The organism is Sporolactobacillus mangiferae (genome assembly GCF_023336505.1).
Taxonomy (GTDB): Bacteria; Bacillota; Bacilli; order Bacillales; family Sporolactobacillaceae; genus Sporolactobacillus; species Sporolactobacillus mangiferae.
On record NZ_JAMAST010000001.1, the window covers coordinates 43588 to 64011 of the forward strand.

The following is a 20424-nucleotide window of genomic DNA, read 5'->3' on the forward strand; positions in this document are numbered from 1 at the left end:
ATACCCCTCAAAGGTTTTTTGCGGCTCCTGCGTCCGGGCTGGCTTATTTTGTTTCGCGATAAGTCACGTATCTTCTCAGCTTCGGGCTGTATTTCTTCAGTTCAAGACGTTCCGGATTCTTTTGTTTGTTTTTCGTCGTGATGTAATCACGATCGCCGGTCTCTGTATTTTCCAAAATAACCTTAACACGCATATTTATCCCTCCATTGCACGAATATTCAGCTCTTCAAACATACACTTAATCTTAGCAAAAAAGAGTCTGCACTTCAACCTTTAATTAACCACTTTTAAAAATGATGCCATTAATCCCCACAATATCCCCAATTTTTACTATTTATTTTACAATCTTCTTTCTTTTTCTCCGTAATTCTTTCGCTGCCTATGGAGATATGTTATAAATAAATATGGTGATTGTCATGCAGTCTTTACGCTGCATATGTCTCAGACAATGGTGAGGGGGGTAATGATTTGGGGTTAGTCATCTTGATACTCATGATTGTTGGACTGATTGCACTTGCTTTTTCGTATTCAAAGCAGGACAGCATCAAGCAGGTAGAAGGTCAGCTTGAGGAAAATTCAATAACCATGATGCAAGAACTATACAAAGTAAAGAAAAAAATCCGTGTGCTCGAAGAAGAAATTATGCTCGGGAACCAAGATCATTCTAAAGGGTGAAAGCATTGACAAAAAATGAAATTCGCGGTTTCGCCGCCGGTATCCTGCTGAGCTGTGCTGTTTTCGCCTTTTTTTACTACCTGATTTTCAATCAGGGCGATCAGAAGCCTGAAAAAAATGTCGTAAAGCAGAAGCCGCTGACCGAAGCAACCGTTACTCAATATCTTGCCAGCCATCACCAGAAAGCAGTTGATCTTGATGCCTATAACCAGTGGCTGAGCAGTACAAAGAAAGCAACGGAACAGGCTGCAAAAGATGACAAGAAATCAGACAGCAGCAAAAAGTCAGACAGCAAATCCGATGAAGCCAAGACAACCAAGTACAAGCTGCAGATTAAAAGCGGCATGACACCTGGAGATATTTCGAACGAACTGGTTCGTGCAAAAATTCTCAAGTCAGATCAAAAACAGGACTTTGATTCCTATTTACACAAAAATAAGCTTGAAAAATACGTGCAGCTTGGCAGCTTTAACGTTTCAAGCGATATGTCGATTCCAAAACTTGCTCAGGTGATTACAAAAAATCACAGCAATTAATCACGTTCATAAAAAACGGGCTGAAGATTCCAGCCTGTTTTTTTATTTGCACTTATATGACAATCTTTAAAACCATACACCTTACAACCAGCAAAACCGGACAATTGTTCTTTAATGAGCCATTGATTGATTCATCATGCACTCTTTTCTCGCGCAAAAAAACCAGCGAACTGTTCATAGACGTCCGCTGGTTTCATAAAAGCTGCGCTCTTTTCAATTCTTGCTTGTATAATGGTACAGCTGATCATAATATTTATACATTTCTAAAGCAATTTCCTGATTCTGATGTCCCTTTCGAACTTTCGGCACAACAACTGCGATTGCCACTTGAGGATCATCATATGGCGCATAGGATACAAAAGTTTCGTTGTATAAGCTTAAATCATTTGCATTAACCTGTGCCGTGCCTGTTTTAGCTGCAACTTTATACTTCTGCCCCTGCGTGTAAAAAACGCTGCCTGTTCCTCTCGCCCCGTGAGTGACTAGATACAGACCATGTTGCACTCGCTCTAAATCATGTTTGTTATTACCGATCGTATTCAACACCTGCGGTTCGAACTGATAAACAGTCTTTCCTAATTTAGATCCGTCCGTTCCCGGCTCATGAACTGAATCAAGAAGGTGCGGCTGAATTCGTTTTCCGTCATTTGCAATGGTTGATATATATTGCACCATTTGAAGTGGTGTATACGTATCAAACTGGCCGATCGCGTATTGGTGAATAACCCCAGATTCATTGGGCATACCGCCGTTATACCCGGTACCTTCAGTTGGTAAATCAATACCTGTCCTTACGCCGAGCCCAAACTGACTGTAACCATTTCTTAAATCGTTGATTGCCTTGACAAACCGTGGATTTGTAACGAAAGGTGTTCTGGCTATATACTTGCCACCCGCAGGGGTCAATGTAATTCCAGACATATTTGAAACGATTTTAGCCATAAATACGTTTGATGAAAATTGCAGAGCTGTCTCAGGTGTCAAAGTGCCCAGCCCGCTGACTTCCCAAGACTTAAAATATTTTTTTGAATTTCGATAATTAATCGGCATATCATGAAATTGGGAGGGGACAGCATTGTGCTGAAAGCCAACCAGTTCAGTCGCACCCTTCACGGCAGAACCCATTTCAAACTGTGAAGTAATCGCATCACTTGCGACATTCTGAAATTTACCGTTCACATATTTTTTACCGCCAATAGCCAGAATGGCACCGGTTTTCGGATTCATCATAACCGCATAAGCACTGTTGTTCTGTCCGTTTCCGGCCATTGAACGCGCGGACAGAATTTTCTGCTCCAAAACTTGGTCAAGTTTTTTTTGCAACCGTATATCAATAGTCAGCTGCAAATCATCGCCACGTTTTCCATCTGTAACCGTTGGATTCCCAACCGGGAGACCCTTCTTGGTTTTATAGGTCAATGTCATCGGGACACCGCGCAAGTAGTTCTCGTACTGTTCTTCAAGATAGCTGACGCCGACCTCAGCGTTCCGACTGTATCCCTGAGCCAGGTACCCGTTAATTTTGTCTTCGGGAATCTGCCCCATTTTCCCGACATAAAACGGCTTTTCCTTAATATACTCTCTTGATGAAACATTGGCGGTCTGTATTGACCCGTTAAAGTCGTTCAGATGATCGACAACATTGATGTATTCTTGATCATCAACGTTCAATCCTCTTTTGATAATATAGGGGCTGAGATTGGAAGCCTGGTTGAACTCATGCTGAATCGCCATAATCTGAACATCTTTTGCCGAGTAGCCGGTTAATTTTGATTTTGGAATTCTAGAGAGCAGCAGCTTATACGCGGCACTTTGCTTCTTTTCGTATGCTGTCTGTTCCTTTTTAGTCAGATATTGATCATAGGCTTTTTGGAGTGATTTAAATTTCGTTAACACATAGTATTCCCGCTTATCCCGCGTTGAAATACGATCAATCGCCTTTTTGTCCATCGTTAAATAGTTGGAGAGCTTCTGTGCAAGCTTCAAACTCTCCTGAGCGCTGATTCCTGCGTTGCGAATATAAACAATCGCAAGCTCAGCCTTGTTGTCCGCAAGGGTCACGCCGTTTGTGTCAACGATTTTTCCTCGTGCTGATTCAATACGTGCACTTTGATGCTGATTGGCATTGAGTGCGTTTTTGTAATCCTCACCCTTAACAATCTGCAAATAGCCCAGCCGTAAGATCAGCCCGGAAAAAGCGATAAAGACAACCAGAAAGAGTATGTTCAGCCTCAACGGTAATTTATTTTTCTTTTCTTTATTATTCTGCATCATTTCCTGAGCCAATTTTACTCCTCCTGAACTGTGCCGTTTTTACGTACGTCAGACTTCAATCAACTGTTTACGCATCTATTCTATTCGTCGATTATATTCGATTTAAGAACAGTAAGGCGAGAGGATGTCATTAAACTTTAACGTTTTTCACAGTTTTTCCCCTCTCTCAATTTTAAGTGCGCCTCTATATTCTGTCAAAAAGCAATAGGTGAAAAAATCGAATCGATATAAGTTCCTGCAGATCATCCTGAATCAGGAAAAAATAAAACACCCGAAAGTGCTTTAGAATAGCGACTTCCGAGTGTTTGGAAAGTAGTACAAATTATGTACAAGCGGAGGAAGAGGGATTCGAACCCCCGCGAGCCGTGAAGCCCCTGTCGGTTTTCAAGACCGATCCCTTCAGCCAAACTTGGGTATTCCTCCATCATAATAAGTGGTGGACCCTGTAGGACTCGAACCTACAACCGGACGGTTATGAGCCGTCAGCTCTAACCAATTGAGCTAAGGGTCCACGGGCGGTTAGTGGGGATCGAACCCACGCATGCCGGAACCACAATCCGGTGTGTTAACCACTTCACCATAACCGCCATTGGTTAGTGAAATTATAAAAAAATAGCGGCGGGGGGGATCGAACCCTCGACCTCACGGGTATGAACCGTACGCTCTAGCCAGCTGAGCTACACCGCCATGGCTCCACAGGTAGGGTTCGAACCTACGACCGATCGGTTAACAGCCGATTGCTCTACCACTGAGCTACTGTGGAACAAAATCAGAACAAGAACTAATTTATCACAGGTAATAAAGCCTGTCAACATAAATTTCCAAACAACATCCTGTTCTTAACGACAAGAAATAATATAGCATATATGGATAGATATTACAATAACCTTTTTGATTTTTAGTCTTTACCTTAGTGTTTGCGCCTATTTTTTCAGAATCTACGGTCGCAAATAGCCCTATAGTAAAGAAAACAAAATCATTCTTCACTATGGTCTTCTCAAATGCTTCAATCAATTTATTGACTCAACTGAACTCTTGCAGCGAGATTATCGGTTTGAATGAGGGGTGCGTGTGCACCTTCGTCCGCAGATACAACTTACTGTTTTTCTTCAATAGAATCAATAAAAATCCGTGTCCCGTCAACCGAGATCACTCTGACCGTAACATCTTTTCCCAGAAACAGGCCATCTGTGATCGCACTGTAATGCTTGCCGTCAATTTTAACTGTACCAACCGGATGAAAAGGCGTTACTGTCTTTCCTTCCTTGCCGATTAAAGTATGGTAATCGCTATTCATCGCATTGTAACCTTTATCGCTCGACAATTTATCATGGAGCATAAGCTTCGCCAGATAATCGCGCTGCGGCAATAATTTCCGAAATAAAAGCGACATACATGAACCAATGATAAACGCAATGCCAACCATCAGTCCATAAAGCAGCGAAGGTGTCGGTAATGCGCAACCGAGCACCATAAGTGCGAAGCCAAGTATACCGATAATTCCTGTGGTCAGCAGTTTACCATCAATGATAATCAGCAGCAATCCCCCGACAAGAAGCAGGAAGATCCATGACGAAGCCTGCTCTGTAAGAAAATACATAAAATAATAAATAAACAATCCGCTTCCTGTCAGAAAAAGTACACCCTTCGCTTTAACAAGCAATTCAGCGAATAAAAAACAGGAGGCGAGCAAAATGACTGCGAATCCCCCGGCCGGATAAGAAAGTAATGCCATTGGTATTCCCCTCTCTATTATGCTCAAATGCGTTCTCTAATAAATAAGCGGTACAATCGTTAGCCTTAAGCCTCTCTTTTCATTAAACCATACACAGGGATTCTGGAAAAGTTATGTTTGAAATTTGTGATGTATCTTTTAAAAATCAGGCATATATTCTCGTAGTATCGCATATAGATGTAGAGAGCATCTTTTCTGGAAAAATCGTGTGGAAGGAGTCCATCAGCGATGAAAAAAAGGTTTTTCACAATTCTCTTCATTGTTGCCTGCTGGACAAGTTATGCAGATTTAACTTCAGGCTCTCTGCCGGCTGGGCATGCGGAATTATCACGTCAAACGACGCCAGCGTCCAGTGAATCAGCAGCTGTCCCATATCAACGCGTAACGGTGAAGCCGGGGGACACTTTACTCTCAGTCACTGAACGCATCAACAGTACTCAGATTTCAATAGAAAAGACGCTGAAAGATTTCTCTCTCTTGAATCCCAATGTTGATCCAAACCATCTCAGGATCGGTGAAACCTACGCTTTCCCCCGTTACGATTCAGCCGCTTCTGATCGCAGGTGATAAAACTCAATAAGTTCCTGATCACTTATTCAGGCAAAACAAGCGGTTTCGTGGTATACTGACCTTACTGCAAGATTCACAAATCATTCATCTTTAATAAAGGAGCGAGTCGCTCGTGTCTGAAATGACGCACCGTGCAAAAACGAGGAAAGTCAGAGTCGGCGATTTGACGATAGGCGGATCGAACGAAGTGATCATACAAAGTATGACCACAACAAAAACAAGAGATGTGGCAGCTACAGTCTCGCAGATTCACCGGCTTGAAGATGCCGGATGTCAGATGGTACGCGTTGCCTGCCCAACCATGGAAGACGCACTGGCAATCCCGGAAATAAAAAAACAAATTCACATTCCGCTCGTGGTCGACATTCACTTTAACTATAAACTGGCGCTTAAGGCCATTGAAGGCGGCGCTGATAAAATCAGAATTAATCCGGGCAATATTGGCAGGCAGGAGAATGTTGAAGCCGTTGTCCGGGCTGCAAAAGCAAAACATATTCCGATTCGCATCGGCGTCAACGCAGGCTCACTTGAAAAACATATTCTTGATAAATACGGCTATCCGACTGCTGACGGAATGGTTGAAAGTGCATTGCATCATATTAAGATTCTCGAAGATCTTGACTTTCATGACATCATTGTCTCTTTAAAAGCTTCAAACATCCATTTGGCAATCGAGGCCTATGAAAAGGCTGCCAGAACTTTTGATTATCCGCTCCATTTAGGCATTACAGAATCTGGTACACTCTTCTCAGGCAGTATCAAAAGCGCGGCAGGGCTCGGTATTCTGTTAAATAAGGGAATTGGAAACACAATCCGCATCTCGCTCTCCGCTGACCCGGTTGAAGAAATTAAAGTGTGCCGTGAGCTATTAAAAACATTTGGCCTGACTAACGCAGCGACATTGATCTCCTGCCCGACATGCGGAAGAATCCAAATCGATCTGATTAAAATTGCTAATGAGGTTGAACAATATATTTCAAAAATTAACGTGCCGATTAAAGTATCCGTGCTTGGCTGCGCAGTCAACGGTCCTGGTGAAGCACGTGAAGCAGACATCGGTATTGCCGGGGGACGCGGTGAAGGTCTCCTGTTCCGGCATGGTGAAGTTATTCGCAAAGTACCGGAAGACCGCATGGTTGAAGAATTGAAAATTGAAATTGACAAGTTGGCAGAAGAATACTTTGCTAAGAAAAAAGCTGAACAGGAAAAGGTCAACAGTTAAAACGGCCGTTCTTTAAATGAGCAGCGCCCTGAAATGCCTTGAGGCATTTCAGGGCGCTGCTTTTTTCAGCATAACAGTACATAAAAAGCTATGTTTAAACTCAATTTGCTTTTTTCGACCTGCGTGACAGCGTAGCCCCGCAGATTCCTGCATATCTGAGGATACCCGCCGTGTGCCCGCTTCAGGCAGGCACAATGAAATGAAGCAATGGCAAGCCATCAGCCAATTTTTAACAAAACCTCACAAAAACGCACTGACCATGCTTAATAGCGTTCTTTTTAAGCTTTATAAGGGCCGCGAAGTTTCCACAGTTGATTCAGCATCACCATAAATTCAAAAATAGTCAAAACAGTTAACATAACGAATCCTTGGGTCAGATACGGATTCAGTGCCCGCTGAACCGCAGGATTGCTCAGTGTTCCGAAGTTTAATTTAATAAGATAGGCAACAGCGACGGCAAAGGCAAGCAGCGCAACTGCATAAAGCAGTACATGTGAACGGGTTTGTCCTGTTTCCGCACGATATTGATTCGCCCATCCGTCCTGCTTGGTAATCCTGATTTTCGACAGCCAGACCTTGATATGGATACTGATTGTAATCCATAAATAAATTTCGGGACTGATGAGCAAAGTCGCCAGTACAACATCAATAAATCGGCTGTTCGGTGTTTTCAAAGTAAGCACTAGATTAAGCAGAGACGCAGCAACCACCGGGGTGACCCAGATCCAATTCCAGTAAAACTGGTCAGTGAGTAACGCAGTGCATACTAAGATAACAAAAAGCAGCCGGATCAGAAAATTGATAAAAAGTCCGCATTCCTGAATCCATAATCTTCTAGAATATTTCGTCTTAAGTCAGTCGTACCGGATACCCATTTATTTCTTTGACTGCTGTATGTGTGCAGCGTCTTCATACTGTCTACATAACATCTTGCTTTCTTACTGATGATACACACCCAGCCGCAGGCACGGATATACTGTGTTAGGAGTAAATCTTCAGTATCCGATTTATCATCGTAAAGCCCATTCAGCTTATAGTGCTCACGTACTTCTCTGGCCGCTTCTGGTCGAAAAATACTGCATTGACCGCCGGCGATTTCCGCAAAATAGCTGCTGTACTTCTGTTTCATGGTCCATTGTGCGAACTCTCGATTCTGCTGCGCCACCCACCAGCGATTCAGGGCATTTCCGTATTTTCCTTTACGGATCAATCGTTCGCGATCCGGATCGTTTCGAAGTATATGCCGCGCACTTTCTGGCATCAGACAAGTATAATTGGCTGAGACAGCGCCGATTTTATGATTATGGCTGAGTTCAGTCCACAGCGTGCGAATACACTCTTTGTCAAGATAAACGTCTGCATCGATACCGACAAAAGCAACAATACTGCGCGTGTAACTTTGTTGCTGCCTTCCGACTTCTTTATGGTCAGGATCATTAGGGTTGCCCCAAAAAAGCTGATAAAGCTGATTCAGTGCGCCTACTTTTCGCTGCTGGTTATTCAGTGTATGGAGGAGATAGACTGGCATCTTATACTGTTTGTTGCATGTTCTGATTGCCTTTTCTGTATTATCTGTACAGTGATCAAGCGCGATAAAAATATCCATCTCAATTCCTTTTGGAAGCGACTGCTCATGTAAACTTTTAAGCACATCAGCAATTGAGTCCTCTTCGTTATGTGCTGGAATCATAACAACAATTCTTGACGAGAAAGAACCCGTGTTAAACAGACGATTGTGAACTGCATCATCATAAGTAACCACTTGGGTATCGGCCATAAATCAATCCCTTTCCTTTTTCTGAATGAGTGTACAAGCTCATATTTATGGCCGGGGCAGAAAATTTATGACAGTTGAAATAGGCAAATGAATGAATTTATTGATGAAATGCCGTTAATCGCAGAGCCGCACATCTGCCTTTCCAGGTGCAAAAAAGACCAGCGGAAATGCGCCGGTCCTTTTAACATGACTCTATTAATAAAAATTACACCTGAAATAACAGGAAACGATTAGCAGTGGCAGAAAAAATGAATCCTTTTTCGTCATATCAGTAAATGGATTTAAGCTTCCACCCATGTTGTGATTTCCGAGACGGGTTTGCGTTCCGGAACTTTCGGATCAACACCTTCAACCGGATACCCAACATAAACAAAGCCAACGACACTTCCTTTTTCGGATACGCCAAATTGTCTTTTTGCTTCTTCCGTATAAGCAGCTGCACCGGTTCGCCACATGGCACCCAGTCCAAGCGCATGTGCAGCCAGCAGCAGATTTTCAACCGCACTCGCTGTAGCTTCAAATTCTTCAATTTCAACGATATTCGGATTGTCACTTGGTTCCACAGTAACAACAATAACAACAGGGGCACGTTTCGCACTGGCGAGTCCCTTTTCATAAGCAGCATCGAGAGTCGCCTGATCTGCACTTCCCAGATTCCGCTGGTTCACTTTTCCGTATACTTCACCAAGCTTATTTCTTCCTTCACCAGTTAGAATGGTGAAATGCCACGGTTCCGTGTTCTTATGATTTGGTGCGCGCCTCGCTGCGTCTAAAATTTGTTCGATCAGCTTCTTAGGCGGTTCCTGGTCAGAAACTTTACGAATTGATCTTCTCGTTTTGATTGCTTCAATTGTATCCATTGCACTCAGTCCTTTATAAAAAGATCCTAACCTGTCGTACCAAGTGTAACATGTATCACAGACAATTTCATAGAAATAAGCTCAAGCAAAAAAGTCCTTACCGAAGTAAGGGCTCTTTTGTTTTACCAAAATAAAGGTGAGAGCAGCTGAATCAGCACCGCTAAGCATCCAATGCCGATAGCCCAGCCTCCCAATGTGCGTGCACCTTGTCTGAGCGCAATGTAACCGATAATAATACCAGCAATGCCCAGAACAATTGGCATGAAGAACAAACCAATCACTGACAAGATTAACGCGAGCCAGCCGAGGCCCCCTCCACCTTCAACGACACGCCGATGATCAGCTTCATCACGGTCTCCGTTCACTTCCGAATTGTATTGATCGGCAGCGAGCTCTCTGGCGTACTCTTCATTATGATAAGCGTTTTGCTTATCATATATAGAGTCCTTGTCATGAAAATGATCCTTATCAGTCACAATGACCCCTCGCTTTCTTTTTAGGATCAGCTATAGTGTGACTCAGAATGATCATTTTCACAGATGCATATTATGGAAACACCAATTACGGTAAAATAAACGGAAGGAAAAAACTGACCGTTGTTCCATTTCCCGGGACGCTGCTGACACAAAACGTACCACGATGATCAGCAATAATTTTTTTACACAGTGACAGACCAATCCCTGTTCCATTCCGCTTTGTTGTATACAATGGCTGGCCGAGCTTCTCAAGAACTTCGGTTTTCATTCCTTTGCCATTGTCAATTAATGAAAAACGATAACCATAATCCTCAACACTGCCGCGAAAAATAATTTTTTTCTCCGCAGCTTTCCCTTCAAGAGCCTCAAGGGCATTGCGAAGCAAGTTAATCATGACTTGCTTCATTTTATTCAGATCAACACGGCACAGGTTTTCTGAGTAAGCGATATCATAATCAAAGGCCACTTTATTGACTAAACATTCTGCCGACAATACAGAGACAAGCTTCTTGCACAGTTTATCAGGGTTCATTTGACGAAATGAATTTTTTCTCAGTGACATCGAAAGAAAATTATCCAAAATGGAATACATCCGATCGACTTCGGACAAAATAACTGGCTGAAATTTATCATATTCCTTTGTATAACTGCATAGCTGAAGAAAACCTTTGATCACAGTCAGCGGATTTCTTAATTCGTGAACAAATTCACCTGCGAAGCGTGTAAACATTTTCGTTCGATAGCCAACTAAAAAAATTTTTCCATTTTTCAAAAACCCATTGTAAAATGTTCCAAGATCTTTCTCGCTTAATTTATCGATAAGTAAAGTCGACACTATATCGTCGCTTTCCAAAATTGTATTCAGATAATCTTTTGCGTCAGAGGCAACGTCCTCAGGAAAAAAATGCAGAAAATGCGAACCAAAACGGTCAACAAGAGCCTGTCCTTTCTTGTTGTAAGCCAATATATGCCCGTCCGGCTCCATGCAGAAGCGCATCTCTATTGATAGTTGCTCGCCTGGGTCTTTCTCCGAAACAGGAAGATAGGATTCACGGTAAATAATGGTTATCACTCCCTCTGCAATAGTAACAACTTTTTCACCATTCCCCAATTAATCACTATTTGGCTGCGCCAGCTTGCTGCACCTTCTTTCTGCTCCCCAGCGGATGTATGGTGCAGATCTGTTGTCTCTTCTAATCGCTCTTATTGTCATTAATTATACTTTAAACGAAAATAATGTGACAGTTTTATTGGCAATTATTGTTAGACAAGTTCCGACATTTTTCAGAAAAATCAACCATAAAAAAGTGGCATCAATACGTGCTCAAAATCATACATTACCGTTGTATGCCATTTTTAACGGATAGGAGTGGGCACTTTGAACTCTTTTATCGAACAAATCGTGATTCAAAAAATAAACAGCATCACCGTAAATGAATTGTATCAATATGCCGGACACTACGGAATTAAGGTGACAAAGTCCCAGATTGAACAGATCGTTAAACGCGTGCACAACAAAAACATTAACCCCTTTCATCCTGAAGGGAAGAAAAAACTGCGCAAGATACTGGATGAAGAGGTTGGACCAGAACTTGCTGCCAGCTTGGAAAAGCAGTTTGAACAACTGGCAAAGTCTTTATAAATCAGGATGCCAGCCAGATCATTTGTGAAAATTGCTGATCTTTAACATTGCTCTGTCTGCTGAACAATTTGCTGATTTAGTGAACGCAGAATGAGCGCCCATTCTCACATCCGAATTCAGCAACCCGAAAAATCATCTGTGGCCTTTCAGTCCCATGCAAAAGAAAAAGATGGCTTAAAGTCGCATGGGACTTTAAGCCATCTTTTTTTAGAAAGGTGATGCGTCAATCATCCCTGCTTGATATTCTGCAGCAGATGCTCGTTGAATGATTGTTTTTTAAACATATCTATTTCATATTTGTAAGGAGGCTTTTTACTCTTTTTATCGTCACCCACATACGGTGTTTCCAAAATTTTTGGTATTGATTCGAATTGCGGATGATGCACAATATAGTTAAGCGCCTGAAATCCGATCGTACCAAGCCCTATATTTTCATGTCGGTCCTTACGTGATCCTTCAGGGTTCTTGCTGTCATTCACGTGAACTACCCGTATTCGTTCGACACCGATCGTTCGGTCGAATTCATTAAGCACGCCGTCGAAATCTTCGGCAACCGGATATCCTGCATCATTTGTATGACATGTATCAAAACATACGGAAAGTTTATCATTGAGACGGACACCATCAATGATCTTTGCAAGCTGCTCAAAACGGAACCCGCATTCGCTCCCTTTTCCTGACATTGTCTCAAGAGCAATTTGAACTTTATCACGTGCTTCCAGCACTTCATTTAAACCCTCAATAATTTTATTTATACCGACGTCAACACCTTCGCCAACGTGCGCGCCTGGATGCAGCACGATTTGTTTTGCACCAAGCGCCTCGGCGCGATCAATTTCTTTGCGCAAAAACGATATACCCAATTCATAGGTTGCCGGCTTCACCGTATTCGCTATATTGATGATATACGGTGCATGTACAACGACCTCTTCAATACCGTTCTCAGCCATATGTTTTCGGCCTGCCTCGATGTTTAATTTCTCAATAGGTTTTCGAACGGTATTTTGCGGTGCACCTGTATAGATCATCATAACTGTCTCTCCAAATGACACTGCTTCTTCACTGGCACCAAGCAGCATCTTGGCTCCGGACATGTGAACGTGAGATCCGATTTTCAGCACGAACAATCCCTCCTCTGTTCTTTTGCTATTTTATCACAGATGGCCTCTCATGCGATTACTTATGCATGCTTTGTTTGTCACCGTTTAGGCGGTTTGACATAAACTAAGTATCAGCAAGTGTCCAATCACTTTTTCAGGAAAGGAAGGAAGGGAGCATGCCCACGTTCGAACATGAGCCGCAACAGCCGTTTCTCTTTTGGAACCCCCGTCAGGCGACTCATACGCCACCAATGGCTCAGCAGCGCGGTTTTCCACCAATTTTTCCTGTCAGGTCATCGGCTGAGCCACCTGCACCTCAGGGCGGCACGGGAATCGGTGGACTCATTGCTTCATTTCTTTCTCCAGGTGGATCAGAGACGGGAACTATAAATTTTGCAGACATGCTCGTAAACGCTCAGAAGGCCATCCAAACCGCCCAAACGATCATTCCAATGATTCGACAGTTCGGACCGCTTGTAAAGAATGCACCGGCAATCATGAGCGCGCTGAAAGGACTTCAGAAGGATTCTGAAACTGAAAATCCAGAATCAGCTGATCATGAAAAAGAAGAGAAAGAAGAGAAAGAAGAGAAAGAAGAGAAAGAACACTCGGCTGATCAGACGAAGCCAGCCGAAAAAGCAGCCGTAATGCCATCCACGGAAAAGCAAAATCCCCCCAAAAAAGGGCAGGAAAAGGCAATCACGCACCCTCAAAAATCGGATGTGCTTACACTGCTGCACAGTGACTCCCTTCCGTCCAGACCTTCAGTTCCGAGGATGTATATTTAGCATTGAGAAACTGCAGAATCATTGTGTTTCTTTTCTGCCTCATTTATACTAATTGAGTACCAATTTCTATTAATTGCATCTTGCAGAACGGGGAGATTCGGATGAAAGTGATTAAAGTCTCGCCGCGGGGCTATTGCTACGGTGTGGTGGATGCTTTGGTCATTGCCCGGCAGGCGGCAATGAACCAGGACCTGCCAAGACCGATTTATATACTAGGGATGATTGTCCACAATCATCATGTCACCGAAGCACTGAAAAACGACGAAGTGATTACACTTGATATAAAAGGGAAAAAAAGAATTGATCTGCTCAAGGAGATTGATCACGGAACAGTTATTTTTACCGCCCACGGTGTTTCTCCGGAGGTACGCGCCCTCGCTGAAGAAAAGGGATTAACGGTCATAGACGCTACCTGTCCGGATGTAACCAAAACACATACACTGATTAAAGAAAAAAGAAAAAGCGGTTATGAGATCATCTACATCGGCAAGAAAGGGCATCCGGAACCGGAAGGGGCAGTCGGTGTCGCACCGGGCCACGTTCATCTTGTTGAAACTATTGATGACGTTGATCGTCTGCATTTAGAGACGGACAAAGTTCTGATTACCAACCAGACCACAATGAGTCAGTGGGACGTTCAGGACATTATGAAATATATCAAGACACGGTATCCGCAGGCAGAAAACTATAATGAAATCTGCCGGGCGACACAGACCCGGCAGGAAGCCGTTGCAGAGCAGGCAAAAGACGCGGATCTGCTGATTGTTGTCGGCGATCCGCGCAGCAACAATTCAAATCGGCTGGCTCAGGTTGCTCAGGAAATTGCGCACACGCGGTCATATCGAATCGCTGACCTTTCAGAATTGCAGCTGGAATGGCTGGATGGCGTTAAGGTGGTTGCAGTAACTGCCGGCGCTTCCACACCAACGCAGTTAACGAAAGAAGTTATTCTGTTTCTTGATCAGTACGATTCAGCCAACCCGGATACCTGGTCAACTGAAAGCCAGGCTGCCAAAAATAATAACATTCTCCCTAAGGTCAAAGTGAAAGCAAAACCAAGCGTTAAGAAATAACCTGAAATCTTTCAGTAAAACGCGTGGCTCCGTTAAAAGATAATACCATACCGTTTGCCATCAAGAATTGCTGCATTCGTGAAAAACGGAGACTGTTTGCGTGCAAAAAAGACAGATCGGATAATGATTCCGATCTGTCTTTTTAACAAGATAGACATTCATGACCCACTTGAGGGGCGGAACAAAACATATAATTTTTAAGGATAAATTAGTGCAATGGCAGCTTCGACTGCACCGAAAAATTAATAAAGCCAAAGCCACTTATCTTTTTAATTTGCCGCGTTTGTTTTATCGCAGATTTTTTTAATAAAAGCGAAACGGATTCGTCACCGATTCAGAAATCACAACTTCAGTATCGCAGCCTTCTTGAGCAATGATCTGTTTCAAAAACTTCTGCACACCCGGTTTCATGACGGCTTCGATATGGTGGCCTGCATCAATCACATTGAGGCCACAGAGCAGTGCATCATGTGCAGTATGATAATAGATGTCGCCCGTAATCAATACGTCAGCGCCTCGCTGTTTTGCGTAGGGGATCAGACTGTTTCCATCGCCTCCCGAAACTGCAACGGTACGCACTGGTTTCTTTTCCGGTCCAATCGCCCGAAGTCCGTCCAAACCAAGTGTTTCTTTTACAATCCGGCAATATTCATTGAACTGGAGTGGTTCAGGAAGCACGCCGATCCGGCCAAGCCCATAGGTTTTCCCGGCATCTTTTACAGGCACCGCCTGATAAGCCACTTCTTCATACGGGTGCGCCTTGACCATTTTCGCGATCACCGTGCGAAGAAGATGTTCCGGAACAAGCGCTTCAATGCGCAGTTCTCTTGTTTGTTCCAGTCTGCCTGTCCTCCCTGCATAAGGATCTGCCCCGGATCGCGGCAAGAAAGCCCCTTCGCCGCTCGTACTGAAGCTGCAGTAATCGTAATTACCGATTTTCCCCGCGCCTGCTTCCCCGATTACTTTCCGTATAAGATCAGCATGGCTTTCCGGCACATAAACCGATAATTGATAGATTGGTTCCTGGTATGTGGGCTGCAGAATTTCGGCCTGATCCAGACCTAACTGTTCAGCAAGCATATCATTTACACCGCCGTCAGCAATATCCAGATTCGTATGTACCGCATAGACAGCTATATCGTGTTTAATGCATTTCGTAACAATTTTTCCCTGTCCTTCATCTGAACGGACGTTTTTCAGAGGATGAAAGATTAACGGATGATGCGCAATAATCAAGTCGATATTCTGCCTTGCTGCTTCATCAGCAACATTTTCCAAAATATCCAAGGTCACCATCACACGTTTTAACTGTTTATGTAAACTTCCGACCAGAAGGCCGATCTTATCATTGTCGTAAGCCAGCTTTTTCGGTGCCCATTCTTCCAAACGTTGAATCAACCGCTCGCCTGATATCCATTTTGGCATCATTAATCGCTCCCTTCCTGATCGGTTTCAACAGTAAGGCAGTATTGAATCATTGTCCATTCTTTTTCACATTCTGCTGTTTTTTTTCTTACACTGTCTGTTTGTTCGGCATGCTTCAGAGCAATCAGAATAGCAGCCAGGCTATGCTCTCTCCGCCTCCATTTTTTTACGAATGCCGTCTGTTTTTTTTTCGACAGAATCGGGCCGAACTGTAATTCCAGATCCGAAAGTTTTTGCCAATCCGGGCATTGCTCCGCACGGATAATCTCATAAAAATGAGGTGTCTCTTCAACAATCGTTTCGTCAATGATTGACCATCCATTCTGACTCAACCACTCACGCACACGCGGCTCGCGGATATTGGGCTGAAGAATTAAGGTGGTGGTTGTGCCCAGCTTTTCCCTGCCCCGCTCCAGAATATCGGCAATCAGTTCACCGCCCATCCCGGCAATGACAATCGTGTCTGCTTCGTCAGGATGCAGTACATCCAAACCGTCACCCAGCCGAACATCAATACAGTGTGAAAAACCAAGCGTTTCAATATTGTCGACCGACTGCCGATAAGGACCTACGCGAACTTCACCGGCAATGGCCGTTTCACACAGCCCTTCCTGAATCGCACGGCACGGCAAATGAGCATGGTCCGAACCGATATCTGCTAAACATTTGCCCTTTGGAAGCATATGGAGCACGGCATTCAATCTTGGTGACAAGTGCATTGTTTTCATGATCACAATCCCTGTTTTTTCATCTAAGTTCAATGTTATGGTAACACAAACGAGCGAAAATCCCAATTCAGAGGAAAGGTCATCAAAATTATTGATAACGCTTTCAAAATAGATTAAAATATAGGTGGTCATAGCAGAGGGTATCTTTGGATTAATTACAGCCTGGCAAAACATGATGGGTTATTGCGGATTGGCACAATCGTGGAGGGTTTGCTTTCCACCTTTTTCAGCAGGAAATGAACCGAATTTCAGCAGAAATCAAAAAAACGGATCATGCAGCCAACTGATATTTGCATACACCGACTAAACTCATTAGAATAAAAGCATAGACAATTTGTATCTTAGATGAAAGAGGTATGATCAAATGCCTCCGGGCACCAACATAATCCCGTTTCAGCCGATCCATTGTTTTTTCGAGTTCATTCATGGCAAAATCTTAGACTTTTTTGCTCTTATTAGAAAACCTGGCTTTGCCAGAGGCTTGGCAAAGCTAAGGATGCCGTCGCACTTATACTATAATCCGCTGAATTTTAAGCTATCTTATAGTATAAAAAAATGCTCCCTTAAAAAGGGAGCAATCACTACTTAATCAAGAAAATCTTTTAGCTGTTTGCTTCTACTTGGATGTCGCAGTTTGCGAAGTGCCTTGGCTTCAATTTGCCGAATGCGTTCTCGAGTCACACCAAAAACTTTACCGACTTCCTCTAAAGTTCGTGTCCGCCCGTCGTCCAGTCCGAATCGCAGACGGAGTACATTTTCTTCACGGTCTGTAAGTGTATCGAGAACATCTTCTAATTGTTCTTTAAGCAATTCATAGGCTGCGGCATCAGATGGTGCTTTAGCATCATGATCCTCGATAAAATCGCCAAGGTGCGAATCATCTTCCTCACCGATCGGCGTTTCGAGTGAAACAGGCTCCTGGGCAATTTTTAATATCTCACGTACTTTGTCTGGTGATAATTCCATTTCTTTGCCAATCTCTTCGGGCGTCGGTTCGCGTCCCAAATCCTGGAGCTGTTGTCTTTGAACCCGAATCAGCTTGTTAATGGTTTCCACCATATGCACCGGAATTCGGATTGTCCGCGCCTGATCAGCGATTGCCCGTGTAATTGCCTGGCGAATCCACCATGTTGCATAAGTGCTGAACTTAAAGCCTTTCGTATAATCGAATTTCTCAACGGCTTTCATTAAGCCCATGTTGCCTTCCTGAATGAGATCAAGAAATAACATGCCGCGCCCCACATACCGCTTTGCAATGCTGACAACGAGACGAAGATTGGCCTCGGCCAGCCTCCGTTTGGCACTTTCATCACCATCATTGATCCTCTTGGCCAGGCTAATCTCCTCATCCGCCGACAGGAGATCCACACGTCCAATTTCTTTCAGATACATTCTGACTGGATCATTGATTTTAACACCTGGAGGAACGCTGAGATCATTCAGGTCAAATTCCTCTTCTTTATTTTTATCATCGGAAGCCGGTCCATCGGATTCATCGTTGACATCAATACCTTGATCGGCAAGTGTCTCATAAAATTCATCCATCTGTTCCGGTTCCTGATCAAATGGAGCAAGTCGGGTCGTAATTTCCTGATAGGTGAGCGAACCTCTCTTTTTGCCGAGTTCAAGCAGCTGTTCCTTTTCCTGATCCACGGTTAATTCCTGATCCGTCTTGCTAACTTTTCCAGCCATTTGACCCCCTCCTTCCAAATCCTGTTCACGCTCAATTTGCGATTAGCTTAACTGTTTTTTCGCGCTGATAATTTCGGACAGCATCTGAGCAGCAAGTTCATAGTTGCCGCTTTGTTCCGCCTGCTTTCTCTGTTCTTCTTTATCCGCAATCAGCGCCGATTTAGCATGCCTGATGACTTGCTTCATGCAATCCTCAATTTCCTGATCATTTACTTGGCTGCTCATCGGCATGAGAGATAATTCCGTGACCTTGCGCTGTAAAACCGGATCATCCAGTTTTTGCAGAAACAGCCCTTCATCGGGCGGATTGCCTTGTTCATAGTATGCGTAAAGATATGCAGATAAAGCCTGATGAACGTCAATAGTAAATGAACCACCTATGGTGTCTCGAATTCGATCAGATATCTCCCTGCTTCTCATCATCCTTGCGAGCAACTTTCGCTCTGCCATTTCGTATGCAGGTGGAACCCGATGGCTCCTCTCAAGCAAGACAGTGCCCTTTCTTTGTTCCCGTCTTTGCTTCGTGACACTCATTTGATGTAACTGCTTTTTCAAAGAGTCAAGTGAAACTGAGAATTCCTCCGAAAGCAAATGAAGATAATGGTCGCGTTCAACCGCACGAGTGAGTGAAGTCATTTCCTTCAATACTTCTTCAATGTAAAGAAGGCGATCTCCTTCATCACTTAGATTCCTTTTTCTTCGGAGATAATTCATCTTAAAGGTCATCAGTGTTTGACTTGCCCCTATTACATCACTTTTAAATCGTTCGCCGCCAAACTTGCGAATGTAGTCATCGGGGTCAAAGCCTTCCGGCATATTTGCTATTTTAATGATCTTTCCATTTCCCTGAAGCATTTCGGCAGCCCGAAAACTTGCTTCAACACCTGCCGTGTCTGAATCATAGCAAATGATAATCGTATCAGCTATTCTTGTCAGTGCCGATGCCTGCGCTTCGGTCAATGAGGTGCCCATGGATGCCACACTGTTCAACACGCCTGCCTGATGTGCCCGTATCACATCAACATAGCCCTCAAGCAGAACCACCTGACTGCTTTTTCGAATCGCCTGCCTTGCCAAATGAAATCCGTAAAGAATCTGCCCTTTATGAAAAGCATCGGATTCAGGAGAGTTTAAATATTTAGGCTTCTCGTCACCAAGCGTCCTTCCACCAAAAGCGACCGTTTTTCCTGCCATATTAAAAATGGGAAAGATGATCCGATTGCGGAATCGATCAAAATATTTATCATCAAATCCGCGTTTTTTAATCATACCTGCCTGTTCCATAAGTTCGAGTCGGATGCCTCTTTTTTGCAGAAATTTTGTCACCACATCCCAACTGTCCACCGCATAACCGATCTGGAACCGTTCAATCATCTCCTCATTAAATCCACGCGATTCAAGATAATGCATGCCCGGTGTGCCGTATTTTGCAGTTGTCAGTAAATAATGATAAAATTTCGTTAAGAGCTCCAGCCCTTCGATAGTCTGTTTCTTCTTTTGGTTATTGGGACTGTGAAAGTCTTTTTTCGAAAAAGAAGTGTCCAGCTGAATATTGGCACGGTCAGCAAGAAATTGAACCGATTCGGTAAAAGACATGCCCTCGATCTCCATCATGAATGTAAAAAGATTCCCGCCGGCGCCACAGCCAAAGCAATGGTAAAGCTGTTTATCCGGTGACACAGAAAAAGAAGGAGTACGTTCAGAATGAAAGGGGCAGAGACCAATATAATTTTTCCCCTGTTTCTTTAACTGTACGTATCCGCCGATCACATCAACAATGTCCAGAGACTTTCTTATCTTTTCGATGACTTGTTCCTGAAGTTGCAAATTTGCATGCACCACCAGTTATTC

The 20424-nt window shown here is 43.6% G+C and carries 21 protein-coding genes and 5 tRNA genes; 7 read left to right on the plus strand and 19 right to left on the minus strand.

Translation table 11 applies throughout. The annotated features are described in order from the left end of the window. Positions 1 to 43: 43 nt before the first annotated feature. Entirely contained in the window at positions 44 to 193 is a 150-nt protein-coding gene (gene rpmG, locus M3N64_RS00240) for a 50S ribosomal protein L33 (RefSeq protein ID WP_205005659.1), read from the minus strand. A gap of 275 nt (positions 194 to 468) precedes the next feature. Between rpmG and M3N64_RS00245 the strand changes: the two genes are divergently transcribed. Both M3N64_RS00245 and M3N64_RS00250 read left to right on the plus strand, forming a co-directional pair. Continuing rightward, positions 469 to 675 carry a hypothetical protein gene (locus M3N64_RS00245; RefSeq protein ID WP_249094509.1) on the plus strand — a complete coding sequence of 69 codons (207 nt, stop codon included), beginning with the start codon at positions 469 to 471 and terminating at the stop codon, positions 673 to 675. A 5-nt stretch (positions 676 to 680) separates the two neighbouring features. Then, the gene (locus M3N64_RS00250; RefSeq protein ID WP_249094511.1) at positions 681 to 1211 is read left to right on the plus strand and encodes a hypothetical protein; all 531 of its coding nucleotides are present in this window, start codon (positions 681 to 683) and stop codon (positions 1209 to 1211) included. A gap of 213 nt (positions 1212 to 1424) precedes the next feature. Here M3N64_RS00250 and M3N64_RS00255 read toward each other — a convergent pair whose 3' ends face one another. From M3N64_RS00255 to M3N64_RS00285, 7 genes are all read right to left on the minus strand, one after another. Then, entirely contained in the window at positions 1425 to 3497 is a 2073-nt protein-coding gene (locus M3N64_RS00255; protein WP_249094513.1) for a peptidoglycan D,D-transpeptidase FtsI family protein, read from the minus strand. Positions 3498 to 3818: 321 nt separating this feature from the next. After that, a tRNA-Ser gene (locus M3N64_RS00260) sits at positions 3819 to 3908 on the minus strand. 11 nt (positions 3909 to 3919) lie between these two features. Then, positions 3920 to 3996 (minus strand) — tRNA-Ile (locus tag M3N64_RS00265). Positions 3997 to 3999: 3 nt separating this feature from the next. Continuing rightward, a tRNA-His gene (locus M3N64_RS00270) sits at positions 4000 to 4072 on the minus strand. Positions 4073 to 4098: 26 nt separating this feature from the next. After that, positions 4099 to 4172: transfer RNA gene (locus tag M3N64_RS00275), tRNA-Met, on the minus strand. A 1-nt stretch (position 4173) separates the two neighbouring features. After that, a tRNA-Asn gene (locus M3N64_RS00280) sits at positions 4174 to 4248 on the minus strand. A 333-nt stretch (positions 4249 to 4581) separates the two neighbouring features. Continuing rightward, positions 4582 to 5220, minus strand: coding sequence for an NfeD family protein (locus tag M3N64_RS00285; protein WP_249094516.1), 639 nt, complete (start codon positions 5218 to 5220; stop codon positions 4582 to 4584). A gap of 228 nt (positions 5221 to 5448) precedes the next feature. Between M3N64_RS00285 and yqfZ the strand changes: the two genes are divergently transcribed. Then, the gene (yqfZ, locus tag M3N64_RS00290; RefSeq protein ID WP_249094519.1) at positions 5449 to 5787 is read left to right on the plus strand and encodes a protein YqfZ; all 339 of its coding nucleotides are present in this window, start codon (positions 5449 to 5451) and stop codon (positions 5785 to 5787) included. Positions 5788 to 5902: 115 nt separating this feature from the next. Then, positions 5903 to 7012 (plus strand): flavodoxin-dependent (E)-4-hydroxy-3-methylbut-2-enyl-diphosphate synthase, encoded by a 1110-nt coding sequence (gene ispG, locus M3N64_RS00295; RefSeq protein WP_368389876.1) that lies wholly within the window; start codon positions 5903 to 5905, stop codon positions 7010 to 7012. A gap of 278 nt (positions 7013 to 7290) precedes the next feature. On the opposite strand, the gene M3N64_RS00300 is transcribed toward ispG, so the two are convergent. From M3N64_RS00300 to M3N64_RS00320, 5 genes are all read right to left on the minus strand, one after another. Continuing rightward, positions 7291 to 7722 (minus strand): hypothetical protein, encoded by a 432-nt coding sequence (locus M3N64_RS00300; protein ID WP_249094522.1) that lies wholly within the window; start codon positions 7720 to 7722, stop codon positions 7291 to 7293. Positions 7723 to 7802: 80 nt separating this feature from the next. Beyond that, positions 7803 to 8789 (minus strand): glycosyltransferase family 2 protein, encoded by a 987-nt coding sequence (locus M3N64_RS00305; protein ID WP_249094524.1) that lies wholly within the window; start codon positions 8787 to 8789, stop codon positions 7803 to 7805. Positions 8790 to 9070: 281 nt separating this feature from the next. Continuing rightward, positions 9071 to 9649, minus strand: coding sequence for a nitroreductase family protein (locus M3N64_RS00310; protein ID WP_249094526.1), 579 nt, complete (start codon positions 9647 to 9649; stop codon positions 9071 to 9073). Between the two features lie 122 nt (positions 9650 to 9771). Beyond that, positions 9772 to 10125: a hypothetical protein gene (locus tag M3N64_RS14145; protein WP_249094530.1), complete on the minus strand. Its 354-nt coding sequence runs from the start codon at positions 10123 to 10125 to the stop codon at positions 9772 to 9774. Positions 10126 to 10210: 85 nt separating this feature from the next. After that, entirely contained in the window at positions 10211 to 11197 is a 987-nt protein-coding gene (locus tag M3N64_RS00320; RefSeq protein ID WP_249094532.1) for an ATP-binding protein, read from the minus strand. A gap of 306 nt (positions 11198 to 11503) precedes the next feature. On the opposite strand from M3N64_RS00320, the gene M3N64_RS00325 reads away from it, so the two are divergent. Then, complete coding sequence (locus M3N64_RS00325) at positions 11504 to 11767, plus strand: DUF2624 family protein (RefSeq protein WP_249094535.1); 264 nt, start codon at positions 11504 to 11506, stop codon at positions 11765 to 11767. 227 nt (positions 11768 to 11994) lie between these two features. Here M3N64_RS00325 and M3N64_RS00330 read toward each other — a convergent pair whose 3' ends face one another. After that, entirely contained in the window at positions 11995 to 12888 is an 894-nt protein-coding gene (locus M3N64_RS00330) for a deoxyribonuclease IV (protein WP_249094538.1), read from the minus strand. A gap of 155 nt (positions 12889 to 13043) precedes the next feature. On the opposite strand from M3N64_RS00330, the gene M3N64_RS00335 reads away from it, so the two are divergent. Both M3N64_RS00335 and M3N64_RS00340 read left to right on the plus strand, forming a co-directional pair. Continuing rightward, complete coding sequence (locus M3N64_RS00335; protein WP_249094541.1) at positions 13044 to 13655, plus strand: VrrA/YqfQ family protein; 612 nt, start codon at positions 13044 to 13046, stop codon at positions 13653 to 13655. Between the two features lie 101 nt (positions 13656 to 13756). Then, positions 13757 to 14728 (plus strand): 4-hydroxy-3-methylbut-2-enyl diphosphate reductase, encoded by a 972-nt coding sequence (locus tag M3N64_RS00340; RefSeq protein WP_249094544.1) that lies wholly within the window; start codon positions 13757 to 13759, stop codon positions 14726 to 14728. Between the two features lie 32 nt (positions 14729 to 14760). Here M3N64_RS00340 and M3N64_RS14050 read toward each other — a convergent pair whose 3' ends face one another. The 5 genes from M3N64_RS14050 to dnaG form a co-directional block, all read right to left on the minus strand. Then, complete coding sequence (locus tag M3N64_RS14050) at positions 14761 to 14886, minus strand: hypothetical protein (protein ID WP_283163240.1); 126 nt, start codon at positions 14884 to 14886, stop codon at positions 14761 to 14763. Positions 14887 to 15031: 145 nt separating this feature from the next. Next, positions 15032 to 16153: a Nif3-like dinuclear metal center hexameric protein gene (locus M3N64_RS00345; RefSeq protein WP_249094561.1), complete on the minus strand. Its 1122-nt coding sequence runs from the start codon at positions 16151 to 16153 to the stop codon at positions 15032 to 15034. 2 nt (positions 16154 to 16155) lie between these two features. After that, the gene (locus M3N64_RS00350) at positions 16156 to 17013 is read right to left on the minus strand and encodes a tRNA (adenine(22)-N(1))-methyltransferase (RefSeq protein WP_249094564.1); all 858 of its coding nucleotides are present in this window, start codon (positions 17011 to 17013) and stop codon (positions 16156 to 16158) included. Positions 17014 to 17466: 453 nt separating this feature from the next. Beyond that, positions 17467 to 18573, minus strand: a complete 1107-nt coding sequence (gene rpoD / locus M3N64_RS00355) for an RNA polymerase sigma factor RpoD (protein ID WP_249094567.1) — start codon at positions 18571 to 18573, stop codon at positions 17467 to 17469. Between the two features lie 42 nt (positions 18574 to 18615). Further along, positions 18616 to 20400, minus strand: coding sequence for a DNA primase (dnaG, locus tag M3N64_RS00360; protein ID WP_249094569.1), 1785 nt, complete (start codon positions 20398 to 20400; stop codon positions 18616 to 18618). Between the last annotated feature and the right edge of the window lie 24 nt (positions 20401 to 20424).

Bases quoted from the DNA above. Each gene is read 5' to 3' on its own strand.
- rpmG (WP_205005659.1), bottom strand. From the start codon at position 193: ATGCGTGTTAAGGTTATTTTGGAAAATACAGAGACCGGCGATCGTGAT.
- M3N64_RS00285 (WP_249094516.1), bottom strand. From the start codon at position 5,220: ATGGCATTACTTTCTTATCCGGCCGGGGGATTCGCAGTCATTTTGCTC.
- yqfZ (WP_249094519.1), top strand. From the start codon at position 5,449: ATGAAAAAAAGGTTTTTCACAATTCTCTTCATTGTTGCCTGCTGGACA.
- M3N64_RS00305 (WP_249094524.1), bottom strand. From the start codon at position 8,789: ATGGCCGATACCCAAGTGGTTACTTATGATGATGCAGTTCACAATCGT.
- M3N64_RS00310 (WP_249094526.1), bottom strand. From the start codon at position 9,649: ATGGATACAATTGAAGCAATCAAAACGAGAAGATCAATTCGTAAAGTT.
- M3N64_RS00335 (WP_249094541.1), top strand. From the start codon at position 13,044: ATGCCCACGTTCGAACATGAGCCGCAACAGCCGTTTCTCTTTTGGAAC.
- M3N64_RS00340 (WP_249094544.1), top strand. From the start codon at position 13,757: ATGAAAGTGATTAAAGTCTCGCCGCGGGGCTATTGCTACGGTGTGGTG.
- M3N64_RS14050 (WP_283163240.1), bottom strand. From the start codon at position 14,886: ATGTCTATCTTGTTAAAAAGACAGATCGGAATCATTATCCGATCTGTC.
- M3N64_RS00345 (WP_249094561.1), bottom strand. From the start codon at position 16,153: ATGCCAAAATGGATATCAGGCGAGCGGTTGATTCAACGTTTGGAAGAA.
- M3N64_RS00350 (WP_249094564.1), bottom strand. From the start codon at position 17,013: ATGACCACCTATATTTTAATCTATTTTGAAAGCGTTATCAATAATTTT.
- rpoD (WP_249094567.1), bottom strand. From the start codon at position 18,573: ATGGCTGGAAAAGTTAGCAAGACGGATCAGGAATTAACCGTGGATCAG.